Source organism: Massilia sp. 05N420, from assembly GCF_056397205.1.
Genome location: NZ_JBFTMX010000025.1, coordinates 12,847 through 31,749, shown reverse-complemented (window position 1 = coordinate 31,749; position 18,903 = coordinate 12,847). Strand labels below are relative to the sequence as shown.

Genomic DNA, 18,903 nt, shown 5'->3' with positions numbered 1-18,903 from the left:
ATGGCTAAGCAAATCACTCTCGTGGTCGCGATGGACGGCCAGCGCGGCATCGGCGTCGACAACCAGCTGCCCTGGCACCTGCCCGAGGACCTGGCCCACTTCAAGCGGGTCACCCTCGGCCATCCCATCATCATGGGCCGCAAGACCTTCGACTCGATCGGCCGCCCGCTGCCCAAGCGCCGCAACATCGTCGTCACCCGCAACGCGGACTGGTGCTACGCCGGCGTCGAGGTGGCGGGGTCGCTGCAGGAGGCGGTCGCCCTCGCCGGCGATGAACCCGCCAGCATCATCGGCGGCGCCCAGATCTTCCATGAATCGATGGGCCTCGCCGACCGCATGATCATCACGCACATCGACGGCGTCTACCGCTGCGACACCTTCTTCCCCGAGATCGACCCGGCAACCTGGATCGAGACCGCGCGCGAGGAGCATCGCTCGGCCGATGGGGTGGCGTTTGCCTTCGTCACTTACGAGCGCAGGAAGTAGGCTCGGCCACAAGAGTGCGCCACGATCGGACCAGTCTGGTTAACCTAGCAAAAATTTTTGCACGGGACCGGAAGTTTTCTGCGAAAATCCGCTTCTCAATTTTTTACGGTGCCGTGCCCGGCCATCTCTACATTCCTGGAGATGGGGTGCACGGCGCTTCGCTTTGGAGCTGTCCATGAAATTTCGATTCCCTATCGTCATCATTGACGAGGACTTCCGTTCCGAGAACACTTCGGGCCTCGGCATTCGCGCGCTGGCCGCCGCGATGGAAAAAGAAGGCATGGAAGTGCTGGGCCTGACGAGCTATGGCGACCTGTCCCAGTTCGCCCAGCAGCAGTCGCGCGCCTCGGCCTTCGTGCTGTCGATCGACGACGAGGAATTCGGCGGCGGGACGCTCGAAGAGACCAATTTCGCCCTTAGCGCGCTGCGCGCCTTCGTGCAGGAGAYCCGCCACAAGAACTCGGACATCCCGATCTACATCTACGGCGAGACCCGCACCAGCCGCCACATCCCGAACGACATCCTGAAGGAGCTGCACGGCTTCATCCACATGTTCGAGGACACGCCGGAGTTCGTGGCGCGCCACATCATCCGCGAAGCGAAAGCCTACCTGGACAGCCTGGCGCCGCCCTTCTTCCGCGCCCTGGTCAACTACGCCAACGACGGCTCCTATTCCTGGCACTGCCCCGGCCACTCCGGCGGCGTCGCCTTCCTGAAATCGCCGATCGGCCAGATGTTCCACCAGTTCTTCGGCGAGAACATGCTGCGCGCCGACGTCTGCAAYGCAGTCGAGGAACTCGGCCAGCTGCTGGACCACACCGGCCCGGTGGCCAAGTCCGAGCGCAATGCCGCCCGCATCTACAACGCCGATCACTGCTACTTCGTCACCAACGGCACCTCGACCTCGAACAAGATGGTCTGGCACTCGACGGTGGCGCCGGGCGACATCGTCGTGGTCGACCGTAACTGCCACAAGTCGATCCTGCACTCGATCATCATGTGCGGCGCGATCCCGGTCTTCCTGATGCCGACCCGGAACAACCTCGGCATCATCGGCCCGATCCCGCTGGAAGAGTTCTCGCCGGAGTCGATCCGCAGGAAGATCGAAGCGAACCCCTTCGCCCGCGAAGCCAAGAACAAGAAGCCGCGCATCCTGACCATCACCCAGTCTACCTACGACGGCGTGGTCTATAACGTCGAGACCCTGCGCGAACTGCTGGACGGCAAGATCGACACCCTGCACTTCGACGAAGCCTGGATCCCGCACGCGACCTTCCACGACTTCTACAAGAACATGCACGCGATCGGCCGCGACCGCCCGCGCGCCAAGGAATCGATGATCTTCTCGACCCAGTCGACCCACAAGCTGCTGGCCGGCCTCTCGCAGGCCTCGCAGGTGCTGGTGCGCGAGTCGGAAACCGTCAAGCTGGACCAGGACGCCTTCAACGAGGCCTACCTGATGCACACCTCGACCTCGCCGCAATACTCGATCATCGCGTCCTGCGACGTCGCCGCCGCGATGATGGAAGCGCCGGGCGGCACCGCCCTGGTCGAAGAATCGATCTACGAATCGCTGGACTTCCGCCGCGCCATGCAGAAGGTCGACGAAGAGATCGGCGACGACTGGTGGTTCAAGGTCTGGGGCCCGCAGGTCACCAGCGAGGAAGGCATCGGCACCCAGGCCGACTGGATGATCCATGCCGAGGACACCTGGCATGGCTTCGGCAAGCTGGCTGAAGGCTTCAACATGCTGGACCCGATCAAGGCTACCGTGGTGACCCCGGGCCTGGCACTGGACGGCTCCTTCGACGACTCCGGCATCCCGGCCTCGATCGTGACCAAGTACCTGGCCGAGCACGGCGTGATCATCGAGAAGTGCGGCCTGTACTCCTTCTTCATCCTGTTCACGATCGGCATCACCAAGGGCCGTTGGAACACCCTGGTCACCGCCCTGCAGCAGTTCAAGGACGACTACGACCGCAACCAGCCGATGTGGCGCATCATGCCGGAGTTCACCGCGGCCAACCCGCGCTACGAGTCCTGGGGCCTGCGCGACCTCTGCCAGCAAATCCACGACTTCTACAAGTCGCGCGACGTGGCCCGCCTGACCACCGAGATGTATTTGTCGGACATGATCCCGGCGATGAAGCCGTCGGACGCCTTCGCCAAGATGGCCCACCGCGAGATCGAGCGCGTGGCGATCGAAGACCTGGAAGGCCGCATCACGGCGATCCTGCTGACGCCTTACCCGCCGGGCATCCCGCTGCTGATTCCGGGCGAGCGCTTCAACAAGACCATCGTCGACTACCTGCGTTTTGCGCGTGATTTCAATGAGCGCTTCCCGGGCTTCGAGACCGATGTGCACGGCCTGGTCAAGCGTGAGGTGGATGGCAAGCTGGGGTATTTCGTCGACTGCGTGAGGCAGGACTGATCGTCAGCTTTGCCTGTACAGAAGCCCGGAGCGATCCGGGCTTTTTCATTCGAGAGGAAGATCCATGGATTCACGTTCCCCTGCTCCGCGTGCCGTCGCCGCGGGTGCCCTGATGTTCACGGCCCTGGCCACATCCGCCGCCGCGCTGGACTGCAAGACCCCGATGAACACCCCCGAAATCAACGAGTGCGCGGCCATCGAGCAGAAAGCGGTCGAAGCGAAGCTCAACCAGGCGTACCAGCGGACGCTCAAGGCGCTCGACGACGAGGGCAATGAAAGCATCGAGACGAAGAAGAAGCTGATCGTGGCGCAGCGCGCCTGGGTCAAATTCCGCGAGGCCGATTGCGATGCCGTCTACCAGCGCAATGCCGGCGGCACCATCCGCACCGTCATGTATATCGGCTGCATGCAGACCCACGCCAAGGAACGCATCAAGGCGCTTGAGGATTTTTCGCCGGCTTACTGAAGCCAAGGGCTCGCAAACGAAAAAAGGGGCCGCAGCCCCTATTGAACATGATACAGCCTGGCGCACCAGGCATCGAAAACCGTATCAGGTCTTCGGCAAGGTCACCCCATGCTGGCCCTGGTACTTGCCGCCACGGTCCTTGTACGAAGTCTCGCAGACTTCGTCGCTTTCGAAGAACAGCACCTGGGCGCAGCCCTCGCCAGCGTAGATCTTGGCCGGCAGCGGCGTGGTGTTCGAGAACTCCAGGGTCACATAGCCTTCCCACTCCGGCTCGAAGGGCGTCACGTTGACGATGATGCCGCAGCGCGCATAGGTCGACTTGCCGAGGCAGACCGTCAGCACGTTGCGCGGGATGCGGAAGTACTCGATGGTGCGGGCGAGCGCGAAGGAGTTCGGCGGGATGATGCAGACGTCGCTTTTCACGTCCACGAAGGAGTTCGAATCGAAGTTCTTCGGATCGACGATGGTGCTGTTGATGTTCGTGAACACCTTGAATTCGTCGGCGCAGCGGATGTCGTAGCCGTACGACGAGGTACCCCAGGAGATGATCTTGCGGCCTTCGTTTTCCCTGACCTGCTTGGCCGAGAAAGGCTCGATCATGCCGTGTTCTTCCGCCATCCGGCGGATCCATTTGTCGCTTTTGATGCTCATCGCAGGGCTTTCCGGTGAATGAATAGTAACCCGCGATTCTACGCGAAAGCCTTGCGGCGGTCATCTGTCGCAAGCTCGGGCAGGAGACGCGCTATCATCTCGCGGGTCAGCTGCGCGGTGAGCTGGGGCGACTCCATCGGATACAGGTGGGAGCCCTCGATCGTGACCAGATTCTCGCCCACCAGCCTGCGGGTCGAGGCCATGCCGGCCTGGCGCAGTTCTTCCGAACGGGTGCCGGCCACGAAGCCGATCGGCAGCGGGTAGGGCTTGCGCAGCACCTCGCCCATGTCGTGCGGCAGGCTGCTGTAGATGGCCGCCTCGACGTCGCGGTCGAAGCGCAGCTGCACGCCTTGCGGATGCGGGGCCAGGCCGTGGTCGAGATAGTCGTCCAGCGCGCCCGGCGCCCAGGCCTGGAATATCGGTTTCGAGATGAAGTGTTCGTAGGCGGCCGCGCGCGAAGGCCAGACATTGCGGCGCCGTTCGGCGATGCCGCCCGGAGACAGCTTGCGTCCCAGGCCCAGCGCTTTCGCGATCCGCCAGACGTGGGCGCGCCAGCCCGCCACCACCGGCGAATCCAGCATCACCACGCAGCGCGCGAGATCCGGCCGGCGCCAGGCGGCCAGCATGCCGACCGCGCCGCCGAGCGAGTGCCCGACCAGGATCGGCGGTTCGTCATGGCGTTCGAGCTGGGCGATCAGCTCGTCGATCAGCGCATGCCAGTTGTCGTCCACCGGATAGCGCGGATCGTGGCCGAGCATGTCGGTGGTGTGGACGTCGAAATCGCGGCCCAACTCCCCGAGCAGGCGTCCGTAGGAGCCCGAGGGATAGCTGTTCCCGTGCGTGAAATGCAGCAGAGGCTTGTTCATGCCGCCCATTGTAAGGGCATTGCAGCGCACGGGTTGCCGGCGCGCTTTCCGTTTAGAGGGAAACGCCTACAGCCGGCAGCACCAGGTGCAGCACACCGCATCGCCGTCGGCGCCTCCCTTCCCGATCAGGGACGCTCTTGCGGCGGCTGCGGGCGGCGCTTGCGCATCTGCTCGCGCTGTTCGGGCGTCAGCACGGCCAGCACCTGGGCGTGGACGCGGGCCTGCAGCAGCGCCTCGGCGGCGATCGCCTGGCCGAGCTCGCGCGAGGCGGCACTGGCCCTGGCTTCGTCGAACTGGGCGGCGTCGCCGAGGGCGCGCAGGGCTTCGTGGGCGCGGCGCACCGCCTTTTCCTGCTGGCGGTGCTGTGGCGCGGCGGCGTGCCGGATCGCAAACRGTTTGTCCTGCTGGGCTTCGGTCAGGTGCAGCCCGCCGTGACGGCCGAATCCGGGGCCGCCCTCGTGGCCGAAGCCCGGACCGCCACTGTGCTCGCCGCCGTGGCCGAAACCGGGACCGCCAGGGCCACGGCCTTCCGCTTCGGGACCAGGACCAGGACCGCGGCCTTCGCGGCCCTGGGTGGCGTCCTGGCCGCCGTCAGCCGGAGGGGCTTCCAGCTGGCCGGCGGCGAAGGTGGTGGCACAGCAGGCCGCGAGCAGTGCGGCGGCGATGATTTTGCGCGTCGGATTCATGTCGTGCATCCTTGAGTGGTTGGGATGCCGCATTGTCGTGTGCGCCTCTGTTAAGTGGTGTTAGGCCGGTGTAAAACGAGGTAAAGAGAATCCATGGCCGGCTGCCCCATTTCCCGCCATTTGCTAAGATGCGAACATGACTCAAGTGCTGTTAATCGACGACGATACCGAACTGGTCGGGATGTTCACCGAATACCTGGAGCAGGAAGGCTTCCGGGTGGCCTGTGCCCACGACGGCGAAGCCGGGGCGCGCGAAGCGCTCAGCGGCCAGTACGCCATGGTCATCCTCGACGTGATGATGCCCCGCATGAACGGCATCGAGACCCTGCGCCGCATCCGCGCCGCCAGCCGCATCCCCGYGCTGATGCTGACCGGCCGCGGCGACGACGCCGACCGCATCCTCGGCCTCGAACTGGGCGCCGACGACTACGTGACCAAGCCCTGTACCCCGCGCGAGATGACTGCCCGCGTGCGCGCCATCCTGCGCCGCACCCAGGGCACCGGCACCGAGGGAACCGGCATCACGCTGTCGGTCGGCAAGCTGACCATGCTGCCCGAACAGCGCCGCGCCACCTGGGACGGCGTACCGCTGGAACTGACCAGCACCGAATTCAACCTGCTCGAAGTCCTGGCCCGCAACGCCGGCCGCCCGGTCAGCAAGAACGACCTGTCCGAACAGGGCCTGGGCCGTCCGCTGGCCCGCTTCGACCGCAACATCGACGTCCACCTGAGCAGCCTGCGCCACAAGCTGGGCACGCTGGCGGACGGCCGCTCCTGCCTGCAGACCGTCTACCGTCTCGGCTACCAGCTGATCCGCGAATAACGATGGGCCGGCTGTTCTGGAAGTTCTTCCTGTCGATCCTGCTCGCCCAGGTGGCGGCCACGATCGGCATCGGCGGCACCGTGTGGCTGCGCGACCAGGCCCGGCATCGCAACACCGAACCGACGCTGGACGTCGGCCCGCCCGCCGCCATCATGCTCGACGCGGCCACTGCCACCCTGAGACACGGCGGCATCGACGGCCTGCGCGAGCTGGCCGCCAGCAACCGCCGCGTGCGCCTGTATGTGCTCGACGAGCAGGGCCACGAACTGCTCGGGCGCTCGGTGCCGGTCAAGCTGCGCGAGCAGGTCGAACGCGACCTCGAAGCCGGCCCGCAGTCCCTCCATGCCGTCGCACGCCTGACCGCCCCGGACGGCCGGCGCTACCTGGCATTTGCTTCGCGCGTCCCGGGCCCCTATCCGGGCGCCGGCGGCGAGTTGCCGAAGCCCGGGTTTGCCGGCGGCGCGGGCGCCGGGGCCGGTGCCGGCGTCGGCACCCTGCCCGGCCCCCGGATCGCCTCGCGCGACGCCGGCGGCTATGGCTCGGGCCGCGGCACCGGTCCCGGGCTCGGTCCCGGCCTCGGTCCCGGTCCACGCGGCCCCGGCGGCGGATTCGGCCTGCCGCCCGAGTTCGGACGCCACGTCGGCCGCTGGCTGCCGATCGTCGCCGCGACTCTGGCCAGCTTCCTGTTCGCAGCCCTCCTCGCCTGGTATTTCTCGCGCCCGATCCGTGCCCTGCGCGGCGCCTTCGAATCCGCCGCCGCCGGCGATCTCGCGCCCAAGTTCGCCGAGACCAGGATGGCGGTCGGCGGCGACGAGCTGGCCGAACTGGGCCAGGACTTCGACCGCATGAGCGCCCAGCTGCGCGCCCTGATGGACGGCCAGCGCCGCCTGCTGCACGACGTCTCCCACGAACTGCGCTCGCCGCTGGCGCGCCTGCAGGCGGCGATCGGCCTGGCCCACCAGCAGCCGGAAAAGATCCAGGCTTCGCTCGACCGCATCGAACGCGAAAGCGTGCGCATGGACCGCCTGGTGGGCGAGCTGCTGACCCTGTCGCGCCTGGACGCGACCAGCAAGCCGCCGGCGATGGAACAGGTCGACCTGGTCGAGATGGTCGACCAGATCGCGGACGATGCTCGCTTCGAAGCCGGCGCCCGCATCGACGTCGACGCACCGGTCCCGGTGACGGTGCGCGGCGCGCCCGACCTCCTGTGGAGCGCGGTCGAGAACATCGTGCGCAACGCCGTCAAGCATGGCGGCGCGGACGGCGCGGTCGACGTCGCCCTGCACCCCGAGGACGGTTCGGTGCACATCGAAGTCCTGGACCGCGGACCCGGCATCGCCGAGGAAGACATGGGCAAGATCTTCGATCCCTTCTTTCGTTCGAATCCGACACAGAACAACGTCGACGGCCACGGCCTGGGCCTGGCGATCGCCAAGCGCGTGGTCGAGACCCATGGCGGGCGGATCACGGCGGCGAACCGCGCCGGTGGCGGCTTGCGGGTGACGATTACCTTGCCGCGCGAGGCCTGATCTAGCGCGGCCCGGCGTACCAGTAGCGGGCGTGCCGGCGGCGGTAGTCCTCGTAGCCGACCGCATCGCCGAACTCCAGGGTGACGGCGCCCTGCTCGTCGGTCCGCAGGCGCTCGATGCCGAGCTGGCCGTAGCGTTCGAAGACCTCGTTCTTGGGATGTTTGTAGCGGTTGCGCCAGCCTACCTGGAACACGCCCACGCTCGGCTGCACGGCCGCGAGGAAGGGCGCCGTCGACGAGGTGCCGCTGCCGTGGTGCGGCGCCAGCAGCACATCGGCACGCAGGCCCGCTGCGTTTGCCGAGACCAACGCCGCTTCCTGGGCCGCCTCGATGTCGCCGGCCAGCAGGATCGCCGTGCGCCCGTTCGAGATTCTGACGGTGCAGCTGCGCGCATTCGCCTTCGGCTTCGGGTCCGCGTAGATCGGCGCCGGCGGATGCAGCATCTCGAAGCGGACGCCGTCCCACTCCCACTGCTGGCCCGCCGTGCAGCGCAGGTGGCGCCGCGCTGCGCGCACGATGGCATGGCCATCCTCCAGCGACGAGGCAACCCAGCCGACCCGCTGTTCCCCCAGCACCGCCAGCGCGCCGCCGGTGTGATCGAGGTCGCCGTGACTCACGACCATGCCGTCGAGCACGCCGATGCCACGCATGYGCAGATAAGGCAGCAGCACGCGGCTGCCGGCGTCCAGGCCGGGCGCGTAGCCGGGACCGGTGTCGTACAGCAGGCGGTGGCCGGACGTCTCGACCAGCAGCGCCATGCCCTGGCCGACGTCGAAGGCGATAACCCGGAAGCGCCCAGGCTCAGGATGCTCGGGCATCTGCAGCARCAGCGGCAGCCAGGCCGCGGCGCCGGCCCAGCGGTGCGGCCAGCCGCGCGGCATCAGCATCCACAGCGTGCCGCCGAGGGCCAGCAGGAACACCCAGGGCTGGGGCGACGGTGCGCGCCAGACCGCCGCCGGCAACGCGGACAGATGGCCGAGCGCAGCAGCCAGCCCCTCGACCGCCGCATGTGCCGCCACCAGCAGCCAGCCGGACAAGGGCGCGGGCAGCAGGCTGCCCAGCAGCGCCAGCGGCGTCACGATAAAACTCACCAGCGGGATCGCCACCGCATTCGCCAGCGGGCTGACCAGCGACACCTGGCCGAACAGCAGCATGGTCAGCGGCACCAGTCCCAAGGTCACCGACCACTGGGTGCGGCCGGCCAGCGCCATCTTGTTGCGCAACCCGGTCTCATGCGGCGCAATCCTGCCGTGGCCACCGAACAGGATCACCGCCACCGCCCCGAAGGACAGCCAGAACCCCGGCCACAGCACGGCCCAGGGATCGAGCAGCACGACCACGCCGAGTGCCGCGCACAGCACATGGGTGACGCTGGACAGCCTGCCCATCCACAGCGCTAGAGCCACCACCGTCAGCATGTAGAGCGTGCGCTGGGCCGGCACGCCGAAGCCGGCCAGCAGCACGTACAACAGCGCGACCAGCGCCCCGCTCAAGGCGGCGACCTTTTGCGCCGGCAGCCGCAAGGGCAGCTGGGCGCCGGTCAAGAAGGATCGCCGCCACAGGCTCGAGACCGCCAGCGCCGCCAGCCCGGCAATCATCGTGATGTGCAGGCCCGAGATGGAAATCAGGTGGCCGATGCCGGTGCGGTTGAAGACCTGCCAGTCCGACTGGTCGATGCCGCGCTGGTCGCCGATCACCAGCGCGACGATCACGCCTGCGTACTGCCGCCCCTCGAGCGCGCGCAGGATGCGTTCGCGCAGCAGGGCGCGGCTGCGCTCGACCACGGTGCCGAAGCGCGGCACGAAGGCGTCCAGGCAGACATTGGCGTCGTCGGCGCGCACATAGCCGGTGGCGCGCACGCCCTGCTCCAGCAGCCAGGCTTCGTAATCGAAACCGCCGGGATTAGCATTGCCGTGGGGCCGCTGCAGGCGGACCGTCAGGCGCCAGCGCTCGCCGGGCATCAGCGTTGCGGGCAGTTTCGCTTCGCCGCGACGGTCGGCGTACCAGGAGAGTGCGATCCTCGGCGGGACGGTGCCACCCGGGGTTTCCGTGCGTTCGACCTGGAGATTGAAGCGCAGGCCCTGTTCGAAGCGATATGGGAGGCTGTCGACCATGCCGACGACGGTGAGATCGCGGCCTTCGTCATCGGCGGACAGTCGGGGAGCCAGGGCGTGGTAGGCCACCAGGGCGGCCCAGGCGTAGCCGAGCAGCGCGCCGGCGATGGCGGCGGCGCAGGCCTTGCCCGCATCCTTGCTGAAGCTTCCGGGGCGCTTCGCCAGCGCGATCAGTGCGACGACGCCGGCGCCGCAGGCGATCAGCACGCCGATGGATGGGAGCCCGGCGGAGGACTGCAGTACCAGCACGCCGGTTGTGAACCCCAGGATGGCGCTGCGCATCGTGGATATCGTGGACGGGCGCTCAGGGGGCGACCGGCTGCCGCGGATCTGTTGGGCGGAAATTCGGACGGATGCTGGAGGCGATGCTGTCCCACGGAATAAGTACGGCATCTTCATGCAAACTCGACCCTAGAGGCGGAGCACTGGGACGCACATTGATCCCGGCCTGTGCTTCCAGGGACATGAATGGCAGCAAGACGTTACTTTCTGCGCCTCTCGTTTCCCAGCTGAGCGTATAGGTAGTCGTGAAATTGAACTCCCATATCCGTTCTACCAGTTCCTCACCTTCCAAGCTGTTGATACTGCGCTTCTTAGAGCGCAACTTGGTCACCCGTAGCATTTCAGCTGCGCTAGCATTTGCATCCACACGTGCCCACCGAGCTAGCAGACCTGAGCCGGGATGCCCTCCGGCGACACTTAAAAGCGTTAGCGCCACATCTGGGTGGTCTGGGATGCTGACGTGCATGGCGACTTGTTCACTTTTGTGCTCAGACAGCGGCTCGGCGAAGACAGCACCGGCAACGCAGAACCCTGGCACGGTCGGTATTTCGTCTTCTCCACGCAGCTGTAGTCGCGCAAGCAACCCGTCGGCCGCTTTGGCGTCGGCCTCGTCCACATAGTTCGCTGATAAGGTAAAGCTCCTCCCAGCGGTATGCGCATGAGCTTCCACTGAAACCCACTCAACATTAATCTTTCGTCCTTCTATCAATTCGCTGCTACGGGTGCGGCCAAAGACGAATGTTCGTCCTATGACATCCGGTATGCGCAGCTCGTGTGCCTCGAGAATTCCGCCATGTCCGCTACTGGCCGCTTCGCCGTCACCTTGACTGATCTCGGCTTCACGCTTGGCAAGCCGTTGCTGAAATTCAGCTTCAGATTCTTCGACCGAGTCGATTTCGAACCCATCTATCCTTTCATGTGTGAGGCTTACTTCAGCTTGACTTGGCACATCGATCAAATAGCGGCCGACACACACCGTTTTCATCTTGTCCGTCATATGCGCCACCTCGGATCTGTCGCGCACGCTGCGAATTTCGCTAAGAGCCCAATTCCCGAAGGAGCCCAAGGCCACCAGAGAAATCATGAAGTAGAGCCACCGAGGCATTTGCGTCTCTCCTCCGACACGTTAAGAGATACCGACAGGACGCCAGAAGTTCAAACGAATGCCGGCGGATCGTCGGCCGGCACGCTGTCTGCCAGCACTGGAGCAGGCGCTACTGACGGGGCAGCCTCGGCAAGCCGCATCAATTGCCACCCACTGCGACGCTGAATCACTTCCGGTCCGCTGGATTTCACGAAGACGCCGGCCGGTACCTGAAAGGTAGCGGCCGGCAGCAGGCTGCCTTGCGCGAACCAACGCGTTCCGTCGAGCGCCTGCGGCTCTTCACAGCGCCACCAGCCACTCGCCGGACAGGGCTCTCCTGTACGAACATATGTCCCGATAGCGACTGTGCGCCCATCAGCAGCAACGCGGTCCCGTCCCGAGGCTGAGGTGATAGCGGATGCGAACGTCACCGAGGTTAGGCCACGTGGGCGCTGGCGTTTGTCGACCAAGGTCCACGTGGTTGGCCGCGGAGTTTCGACGCTGGGCTGGATACGCTTCAACTTTTGCCATAAGGTTTGCCGTGGCAATAACAGCGCCTGCGGCATGCGATCCCCTTGGCGGATGAACTGTACCCGACCACCGTGTACGTCCAACCGAGGCCCACCTTCGGAACAACGCCACCAACCGGATTGTGGACAGACTTCGCCTGCACTGGCGACGGCACCGAGTTTCGGCCCCGATGGCTGAGGCGGAGTTCCCCCCGACGGTGGCGGACCACTCTTACGGACGCGGATGCTGGAAGCAATGCTGTCCCATAAATTGAGCATTGCATCTTCGTGCAGACTTGTCTCGACCGGCTTGCCCCCTACCCGTTCCGAAATGCCAGACTGTAGCTCCAACGACAGATAAGGTTGGAACAGGTCGTCGTCCACACCCGGGGTCTCCCAGTTGAAACCGTAGGTCGTGGTGAAATTGAATTCGCGCACACGAATCAACAGCTCATCGCCGTCAATTCCGTTGATGATGCGCTTGTGTTCTCTAAGCTTGGTAATGCGAAGTAAGGCTTCCGCTCCCATGGTTGCATCGGTGGTTGCGGTACGCGCAGGGAGGCTCGGATCGGATCCGCCACCGGGCATACTGGCCAGGGTCATCGCCAAGTCGGGATGGCCGGGCAGACCGATGTGCATGGCGATATGTTCGGTCTTATGTGGAGGCAGCGGCTCAGCGAATACTGCTCGCCAGACGCAAAAGCCGGGCACACTCGGAATTTCATCCTCGCCGCGCAGCCGTAACTGTGAAAGCAGTGCTTCGGCTACCTTGGCATCCCCCTCGTCGACATAATCAGCCGATAGCGAAACGCTAAGGCCATTGATATGGGCATGGCTCTCGACGGACACCCACTCGGTATCTACCCGTCGCCCTTGTTCGTACCCGTGGCTGCGGGTTCGTCCGTACACGACGGTACGTCCGATCATTCCAGGAATGCGCAGATCGCGCACCGTAACAATTCCCCCTGGTCCGTTAGCGCGAGCTTCGGCACCCCGTGCGTTGATCTCTGCTTCGCGCGCGGCGATCCGTGCGCGAAATTCGGTATCACTTTCTTCTATCGTTTCAATTGCAAATCCATCGATTCTCTCGTGCGACATGCTGACTTCTGCCTGAACCGGCACGTCGACCAGATATCGACCGACACACACGGTTCTCATTTTTTCCGTCATTTTTGCCACCTCGGATCTGTCTCGCATACTGCGGACCTGGCCGGCTGCCCAGCTCCCCGCACAGACGAGGGCTGCCAGCAGGACGATAAGTTCCCGCCATCCGCGTCTCCTCACTCGCGTCATGGCAGCTTCTGTACCGGATTGATGATGGAATAATGGGAGAACAAGCTACCCGCGACAGCTTCGGGTCCGCCTTCCCTTGACATGCCACCGTTACACGAGCAGCTACGCCAAGCGACGCTGTGCTTGCAAGCCGGTATCATGGCAACTCCTGTACCAGCTTCGCGACGAGGTGCTGGGTCAGCATCAGAATGGATTCATTCTTGAACGCTCCTTGGTGGTCTATGCCACGGATTTCAAACAACTGTTTGACCTTGCCGCGAGGGCCGGCTCCTGATTCTGCCGGTACGGTACCGTCACCCCCGACGTCCTGATACGCAGGTACAGCGTCGAGCGCAGTCTTTCCCTCTACCGTGATGCGACGCCCTACTGTTTCGCGATAACCAGCAAAGCCCGCTCCCCGCAAATTCGCTTCTGTAAAAACTGCGCCGTTACCGGGATCACGTACCACCCACCGAACTGAGCCAAAGGACATATGAGCACGGTCGGAACCATAGAAGGCATACGTGTTCGGGTGATAATAAGTGTCTAAGGTGTCCCGATGAAACCGTTCGGCGCGATCGATCGCTCCCCAAATAACATTCTTAACTGCGTTTTTGCTGTTTCGATATTTGTTTGCAGGATCGCATAGTTTAAGGTCGACCATTCGATACCATGCATCCATATCGCGATATAGATCATATGGGTTGCCGGTTGGCATATGCACAATATCGCGGGCCACATCTCTATTGTTGACCCTGCTAAACAAACAAATATGTAGCCACGGACGTGGATACAGGTGGTTTGGCAGCAATTGCAATGGACCCGGCGAGGTTGCTAATACCGGCATCGTCAACTCCGGCTGGGTTCCCATGATCTCAGCGACTACATTGGCTTCGATCATCGCGCGGGGGTCGTTATGACTAGGGCTCGAGCTTTCGGTGCCACAAGCAATCCGGCGATAACAGGCTGGCGCGCCGAGCGCCGGCATTACACCATGGATGACACCTAAAATTTTGTCAGGTATCTGTTTCGCACATGCGCGCGCGACCAGACCACCCATCGAATGCGTCACTAAAATGACTTTCTTGCACTCACGTTTATGTTGAGCCCAGAATTCGATCGTACTTTCGATTCGGCGACGGAGCCGTAGTGCCGATTCCTCACACGATTCCAGCCAGTTGTACCCACAGGCATATACCGGGTAGTAGTACCCTGCGTGCTTCTCAAGTTCCTTCTCTGTTAACTTGTCGATCGCACGCACGCCCCACTTCGCGGGATCGCAGGCCATGACCTTCTCCCAATGACGACATACCACACGCTTGTTGTCAGAGGGGTTCATTTCAAAAGTGTGATTCAGCCCGACGTGCAGCGCGAAGAGCAGGCCGCCGTACGAGTCCCAGTGCACTTCGCCCCAGCAACGATCACGTACTTCCTTTTCGAGCATCCCGTAATTCCGAGCCTCAACCGGCAGGTTGACCTCGCCGGCCGAATCGACCTCCAGTGTTTTTGCATCCAACAATAGCTGCCGAATGCGCGCCTTGCGGTTGTGCCATATGTACGCTGCCTTGAGCGCATCGATATCACCATTCGGCGGCCGCCAAGCCTGCTCGCCCCGCTTCAGCTCCTGGTTCGCCGGCTTCTTCGGATCCTTCGCCGCCCGCAAATTCGTCCCCATAATCCCCGGCACCACAATCACCGGCACCACCTTTGACGGCGGCATCGTGAACAAGCCCCTGGTCTTGAGCGCCGTCGGCGTCAGCACCGTGCGTCCGGTCCAGCTGCCGTCCGGCTGCGGGACGAGGTTCGGCAATGGGCGGGTCGGGTCTGCCATGCGCGCTCCGTGTGAGGTAATGGATCCGGCTCAGGCGACCGGATCGTCGTCTTCGGGAAGGTAGGCCATGTCGACGCCGCCGATCATTTCTCCGATCAGCAGCGACGTCCGGCCCTGGTCGTCGGTGCGTCCGGTCACGGTGCGGCCGTCTTCGAAGGTGGCGCGATAGCGCTGGTTCGGGATCGGCGCACCGGTCTGCAGGTGGCGCAGTACCACGTATTCGTCGGTGTGCAGGTGCGAAGCAGGCAGGCGCACGTCCTTCGGACTGGCGCCGCCGGGGCCGAAGTACATGAAGTCGGAGCCCTTGTGGATCTGCTGGCTGCTGCTCTGGTGCGTGATCTTGCCGTCGATCCAGTCGGTGGTGGCGCCAGGAGCGATGATCTTTACGGCCGGCGCCTCCAGCTCGATGCGTTCGGCGGCGATCAGGCTGATGCGGCCGGACGACTTGATCTGGATGTTGCCCAGGTGGGTCTGGACGACGATGTCGCCGCGCCCCGCGCCCAGCTTCATGCCCATCTCGTGGGCGAACAGGCTCAGGCCGCGGGCGGCGCGCAGGAAGATGTTGCGGCCGGTCGAGATCTCGGCGTCGCCGGCGCTCACCACGTCCACCTTGCTGGCCGCGCCCAGCGCCAGGTTGTCGCTGCTGGCGACGATCGCGCCGGCCGGGGCGCTGGCGGCGACGATGGCCGCACCGCCGCCAGCGGCGCCCTCGGCGACGTTGCTGCCTTCATGCCAGCGCTTGAGCTTTTCGACCAGCGCGGCCAGGCGCTGCTGCGAGGGCTCGTCTTCGTTGTGGACGGCCGCCAGCTTGCCGACTTCGTCGAGGATGCCCTGCATGACTTCGGCCAGGCCGACCAGGCCGGCGCGCCCGAGCTGGCCGGTGGAACCGCCCTCGCCCGGCTCGGCGCTGATCAACACACCTTGCGCGCCGCGCACCGCCACCGACAGCTCGCTGCGCAGTTCGGCGCCCTCGCCGCGCGCTTCGGCGCCGCCGTGGTCGCGCGGCCGGGTCATCCAGCCCAGGTTGAGTTCCGAGGCACCGTGATCGCTGCCCAGCTGGGCGCTGATCTGGCCGCGGGTATCGTCGAAGCGCAGCTGGTTGCCGCGTGCGCCGCCGATTTCGCGGGTGCGGGTGCCGGACAGATAGCGGTTGCCCGGCAGCTTGCCCGCGCCGTTGAAGGCCGGCGGCGCCGAGCGCTGGTTGTACAGTTGGGCAAGAATGATGGGGCGGTCAGGGTCGCCGCCCAGGAAGGCCACCAGCACCTCGGTGCCGACGCGCGGCAGCTGAATGTCGCCGGACTGGTGCTGGCTGCCGCTGCCGTTGCCGGCCCAGTTCGAAGCCACCCGCACCCAGGCGGAATCCGCGGGGCCGCCGGAGGCGCCGGCGCCGCGCGCATGCTCGTGGTCGGCGGCGCGCATGCCGGGAAAGCGGATCTTCACGCGGCCGAGCGCGTCGCAATGCACGTCTTCGTTCGGCGGGCCGACCACGATCGCGCTTTGCAGCTGCGGATGCGGCAGATCGCTGCGCGGGTCGAAGGCGGGTACGATGGGGATGCCGCGCCGGACCGCACTGAAGGCGATTCGCACGCGGCCGCCGCCTTCCGCGGAGGACGCCGGTCCGACCGTGCCGAGCAGCGCGGACACCGGCGCGGCCAGCTCGCGCGGCAGGTTGTTGTCGGCCACCACGCGCAGTTCGGTGATGACGAAGTCGCGCTCGGACGCCGGGTGGGTATCGATCTCGGGATGGTCTTCCAGCGAAAAATACTGGCCGGCGCAGAAGTCCCGCACGCTGCCCTCGCCGTGGAAGCACTTCGATTCGAATTCGTGGCGGCTCATGCGCACGTGGCCGAGGCGCCAGTGGTCGTCGACGTCGTTGCCGGCGTGCGGCATCTCGATCAGGTAGTCGTCCAGGGTGGCGGCGAGCTGGTTGCCGCTCGGGCCCTGGTCGGCCATGCTGCGCGCGCTGGCAGTCATGAACTGCCCGCCGGCCGGGTTCTTGTAGTCCCAGCTATGGCGGGTGGTGACGCCGGGCTGCAGGCGGCGCGCGGCGGTCCAGGAGGTCACGGTGTCGCGGCCGTCGGCGATGCCGTCGCGGTGGTAGCGCACGCTGCCGGCGGCATTGCGCGGGAGGCTGCCGGCGTCGCTGAACAGCAGCAGCGTATGGGCCGGGGTGCGGTCGTGTGCGGGGTCGACCGCCGTGTTGCGGCTGCGTCCCGGACGGAAGACCCAGGCGATGCCGCGGCGCTTCAGCAGGCGGCGCACGAATTCGGCGTCCGATTCGTTGTGCTGCATGGTCTGTTCGCGCGGCGGGTAGTCGCGCATGTCGATCAGCGGGTCGATCTCCAGTTCGAAGGCATTCGCCAGCACGGTGTTCGAGTGGCGCCATTCGTCGCACAGGACCTGCGCGATCTCCAGCTCGTTCTGATAGCGGAACACGCGGCTGTTGCTGCGCTTTTCCATCACCGCGAAAACGTCGCGCAGCACCAGTTCGTAGGCCGCCAGGGCGCCGTCGGAATCGCCGGCGCGCGCCTCGGTGACCAGGCCGCAGACGCTGCGCAGGTGGCCGCGGTCGGTGACGAACTGGATCTCGGCCGGCAGTGCGATCAGTTCCTTGAGCGGCAGGTGCGGGCTGCCGGCCAGGCAGGCGACGCGATACTCGATGCCGCCGCAGACCGCCTCGCTGCCCACCACCCGCTGCGGCAGCAGGACGTCCTCGGAGAGCTGCCCGGCGTGCGCCAGGCGCAGGCGCAGGGGGCGATGGGCCGTGCTCAGGGACTTCTCGTGCTGCAGCAGCCGCAGGAATTCGCTCGCGCTCTCCACCGTGTCTCCTCCATGCGTGCCGTCGTGCCGCGGAAGCACCCATTCTTCCACGGTGCGTGGAGCAAACATTGCAATGCGTCATACGCTTCAGGGCAGCTCCGGACGGAACTTCATTCTGCCGGAATGGTCGTGGCTGCGTGAACGCGGAAACCGGCGCGCGCGACGGTGCGTCTGCTGCGCCTCACGGTGTCAGCGCACGGCACCATGCATGCGGGATGGGTGAGGAAGCGCGCGCTTAGACGATCTTCAAGGCGCGAGCAGCTTTTCCAGGCGTGGAATCGCGCCCAGCGCGCTGCGCCAGGTGGCCGCACCGACCTCGGATTCGGGCATGCCGCGCAGCCCGGCCAGCATGCGGCCGATCGCCGGCAGCTCCTCGGGGCTGTTGCGGCCGGGGTGGATCCAGCTGGGGGCGATGTCGGGCGCATCGGTCTCGAGCACGATGGCGTCCAGCGGCAGCTCCGCCGCCAAACGCCGGATCTGCAGTGCGCGCGTAAAGGTCATGGCGCCGCCGAAGCCGAGGCGGAATCCCAGGTCGATGAAGTTCTGCGCCTGCTGGAAGCTGCCGTTGAAGGCGTGGGCGATGCCGCCGTTCGGCCTGATCTGGCGCACGTGCTTGAGCACCTGGTCCTGCGAGCGGCGCACGTGGGTCAGCACCGGCAGGCCGAGATCGCGCGCGATGCGCAGCTGCTCGCGCAGGAAAAGCTCCTGCTTCTCGCGCATGGCCGGCTCGCACAGCATGGGGATGAAAAAGTCCAGGCCGATCTCGCCGATGGCCACGAAGCGCGGGTCCGCCATCGCCTCTTCGGCCAGGCGGCGCAGCAGCGCCAGGTCGTCCTCGGTCGCCCGCGGCACATGGATCGGGTGGATGCCGAGCGCGTAGCTGGCGTTCGGGGCGGCATGGGCCAGCTTGCGAACGATCTCGAAGTTGCCGCGTTCGACGGCCGGGATCACGATCATCGACACCCCGGCCTGCCCTGCGCGCGCCGCGACCTGCAGGGACTCGTCGCCGAACTCATGGGCGTCGAGGTGGCAGTGGGTGTCGATCCACATGGCG

At 65.4% G+C, this 18,903-nt stretch carries 14 protein-coding genes; 5 read left to right on the top strand and 9 right to left on the bottom strand.

The annotated features are described in order from the left end of the window. The 3 genes from AC1DIX_RS16955 to AC1DIX_RS16945 all read left to right on the top strand — a co-directional run bounded on the left by AC1DIX_RS16955 (position 1) and on the right by AC1DIX_RS16945 (position 3,383). Complete coding sequence (locus tag AC1DIX_RS16955) at positions 1-486, top strand: dihydrofolate reductase (RefSeq protein ID WP_442122047.1); 486 nt, start codon at positions 1-3, stop codon at positions 484-486. Positions 487-661: 175 nt separating this feature from the next. After that, positions 662-2,917 (top strand): Orn/Lys/Arg family decarboxylase, encoded by a 2,256-nt coding sequence (locus AC1DIX_RS16950; protein WP_477325911.1) that lies wholly within the window; start codon positions 662-664, stop codon positions 2,915-2,917. 64 nt (positions 2,918-2,981) lie between these two features. After that, a complete protein-coding gene (locus AC1DIX_RS16945; RefSeq protein WP_477325909.1) occupies positions 2,982-3,383 on the top strand; it encodes a lysozyme inhibitor LprI family protein in 402 nt (133 codons plus the stop codon). A gap of 84 nt (positions 3,384-3,467) precedes the next feature. Here AC1DIX_RS16945 and dcd read toward each other — a convergent pair whose 3' ends face one another. The 3 genes from dcd to AC1DIX_RS16930 form a co-directional block, all read right to left on the bottom strand. Next, positions 3,468-4,034, bottom strand: a complete 567-nt coding sequence (dcd, locus tag AC1DIX_RS16940; RefSeq protein ID WP_442122044.1) for a dCTP deaminase — start codon at positions 4,032-4,034, stop codon at positions 3,468-3,470. Positions 4,035-4,072: 38 nt separating this feature from the next. Beyond that, positions 4,073-4,900: an alpha/beta fold hydrolase gene (locus tag AC1DIX_RS16935; protein ID WP_477325907.1), complete on the bottom strand. Its 828-nt coding sequence runs from the start codon at positions 4,898-4,900 to the stop codon at positions 4,073-4,075. Between the two features lie 125 nt (positions 4,901-5,025). Then, positions 5,026-5,586 carry a Spy/CpxP family protein refolding chaperone gene (locus tag AC1DIX_RS16930; protein WP_477325905.1) on the bottom strand — a complete coding sequence of 187 codons (561 nt, stop codon included), beginning with the start codon at positions 5,584-5,586 and terminating at the stop codon, positions 5,026-5,028. Between the two features lie 136 nt (positions 5,587-5,722). Between AC1DIX_RS16930 and AC1DIX_RS16925 the strand changes: the two genes are divergently transcribed. Together AC1DIX_RS16925 and AC1DIX_RS16920 are read left to right on the top strand one after the other, a co-directional pair. Next, positions 5,723-6,409, top strand: coding sequence for a response regulator (locus AC1DIX_RS16925; RefSeq protein ID WP_477325903.1), 687 nt, complete (start codon positions 5,723-5,725; stop codon positions 6,407-6,409). Positions 6,410-6,411: 2 nt separating this feature from the next. Next, positions 6,412-7,938: a sensor histidine kinase gene (locus AC1DIX_RS16920; RefSeq protein WP_477325901.1), complete on the top strand. Its 1,527-nt coding sequence runs from the start codon at positions 6,412-6,414 to the stop codon at positions 7,936-7,938. 1 nt (position 7,939) lies between these two features. Here the strand turns inward: AC1DIX_RS16920 and AC1DIX_RS16915 are convergent, their stop codons facing one another. The 6 genes from AC1DIX_RS16915 to AC1DIX_RS16890 form a co-directional block, all read right to left on the bottom strand. Beyond that, entirely contained in the window at positions 7,940-10,333 is a 2,394-nt protein-coding gene (locus AC1DIX_RS16915; RefSeq protein WP_477325899.1) for a DNA internalization-related competence protein ComEC/Rec2, read from the bottom strand. Positions 10,334-10,355: 22 nt separating this feature from the next. Continuing rightward, the gene (locus AC1DIX_RS16910; RefSeq protein WP_477325897.1) at positions 10,356-11,330 is read right to left on the bottom strand and encodes a T6SS immunity protein Tli4 family protein; all 975 of its coding nucleotides are present in this window, start codon (positions 11,328-11,330) and stop codon (positions 10,356-10,358) included. Between the two features lie 158 nt (positions 11,331-11,488). Then, positions 11,489-13,096, bottom strand: a complete 1,608-nt coding sequence (locus AC1DIX_RS16905) for a T6SS immunity protein Tli4 family protein (protein WP_477325895.1) — start codon at positions 13,094-13,096, stop codon at positions 11,489-11,491. A 259-nt stretch (positions 13,097-13,355) separates the two neighbouring features. Beyond that, positions 13,356-15,029 (bottom strand): PGAP1-like alpha/beta domain-containing protein, encoded by a 1,674-nt coding sequence (locus AC1DIX_RS16900; protein ID WP_477325893.1) that lies wholly within the window; start codon positions 15,027-15,029, stop codon positions 13,356-13,358. Positions 15,030-15,059: 30 nt separating this feature from the next. Next, entirely contained in the window at positions 15,060-17,918 is a 2,859-nt protein-coding gene (locus AC1DIX_RS16895) for a type VI secretion system Vgr family protein (protein WP_477325891.1), read from the bottom strand. Positions 17,919-18,095: 177 nt separating this feature from the next. Next, positions 18,096-18,899, bottom strand: coding sequence for a TatD family hydrolase (locus tag AC1DIX_RS16890; RefSeq protein ID WP_477325889.1), 804 nt, complete (start codon positions 18,897-18,899; stop codon positions 18,096-18,098). Between the last annotated feature and the right edge of the window lie 4 nt (positions 18,900-18,903).

Bases quoted from the DNA above. Each gene is read 5' to 3' on its own strand.
- AC1DIX_RS16955 (WP_442122047.1), top strand. From the start codon at position 1: ATGGCTAAGCAAATCACTCTCGTGGTCGCGATGGACGGCCAGCGCGGC.
- AC1DIX_RS16945 (WP_477325909.1), top strand. From the start codon at position 2,982: ATGGATTCACGTTCCCCTGCTCCGCGTGCCGTCGCCGCGGGTGCCCTG.
- dcd (WP_442122044.1), bottom strand. From the start codon at position 4,034: ATGAGCATCAAAAGCGACAAATGGATCCGCCGGATGGCGGAAGAACAC.
- AC1DIX_RS16935 (WP_477325907.1), bottom strand. From the start codon at position 4,900: ATGAACAAGCCTCTGCTGCATTTCACGCACGGGAACAGCTATCCCTCG.
- AC1DIX_RS16920 (WP_477325901.1), top strand. From the start codon at position 6,412: ATGGGCCGGCTGTTCTGGAAGTTCTTCCTGTCGATCCTGCTCGCCCAG.
- AC1DIX_RS16910 (WP_477325897.1), bottom strand. From the start codon at position 11,330: ATGACGGACAAGATGAAAACGGTGTGTGTCGGCCGCTATTTGATCGAT.
- AC1DIX_RS16905 (WP_477325895.1), bottom strand. From the start codon at position 13,096: ATGACGGAAAAAATGAGAACCGTGTGTGTCGGTCGATATCTGGTCGAC.
- AC1DIX_RS16900 (WP_477325893.1), bottom strand. From the start codon at position 15,029: ATGGCAGACCCGACCCGCCCATTGCCGAACCTCGTCCCGCAGCCGGAC.
- AC1DIX_RS16895 (WP_477325891.1), bottom strand. From the start codon at position 17,918: ATGTTTGCTCCACGCACCGTGGAAGAATGGGTGCTTCCGCGGCACGAC.
- AC1DIX_RS16890 (WP_477325889.1), bottom strand. From the start codon at position 18,899: ATGTGGATCGACACCCACTGCCACCTCGACGCCCATGAGTTCGGCGAC.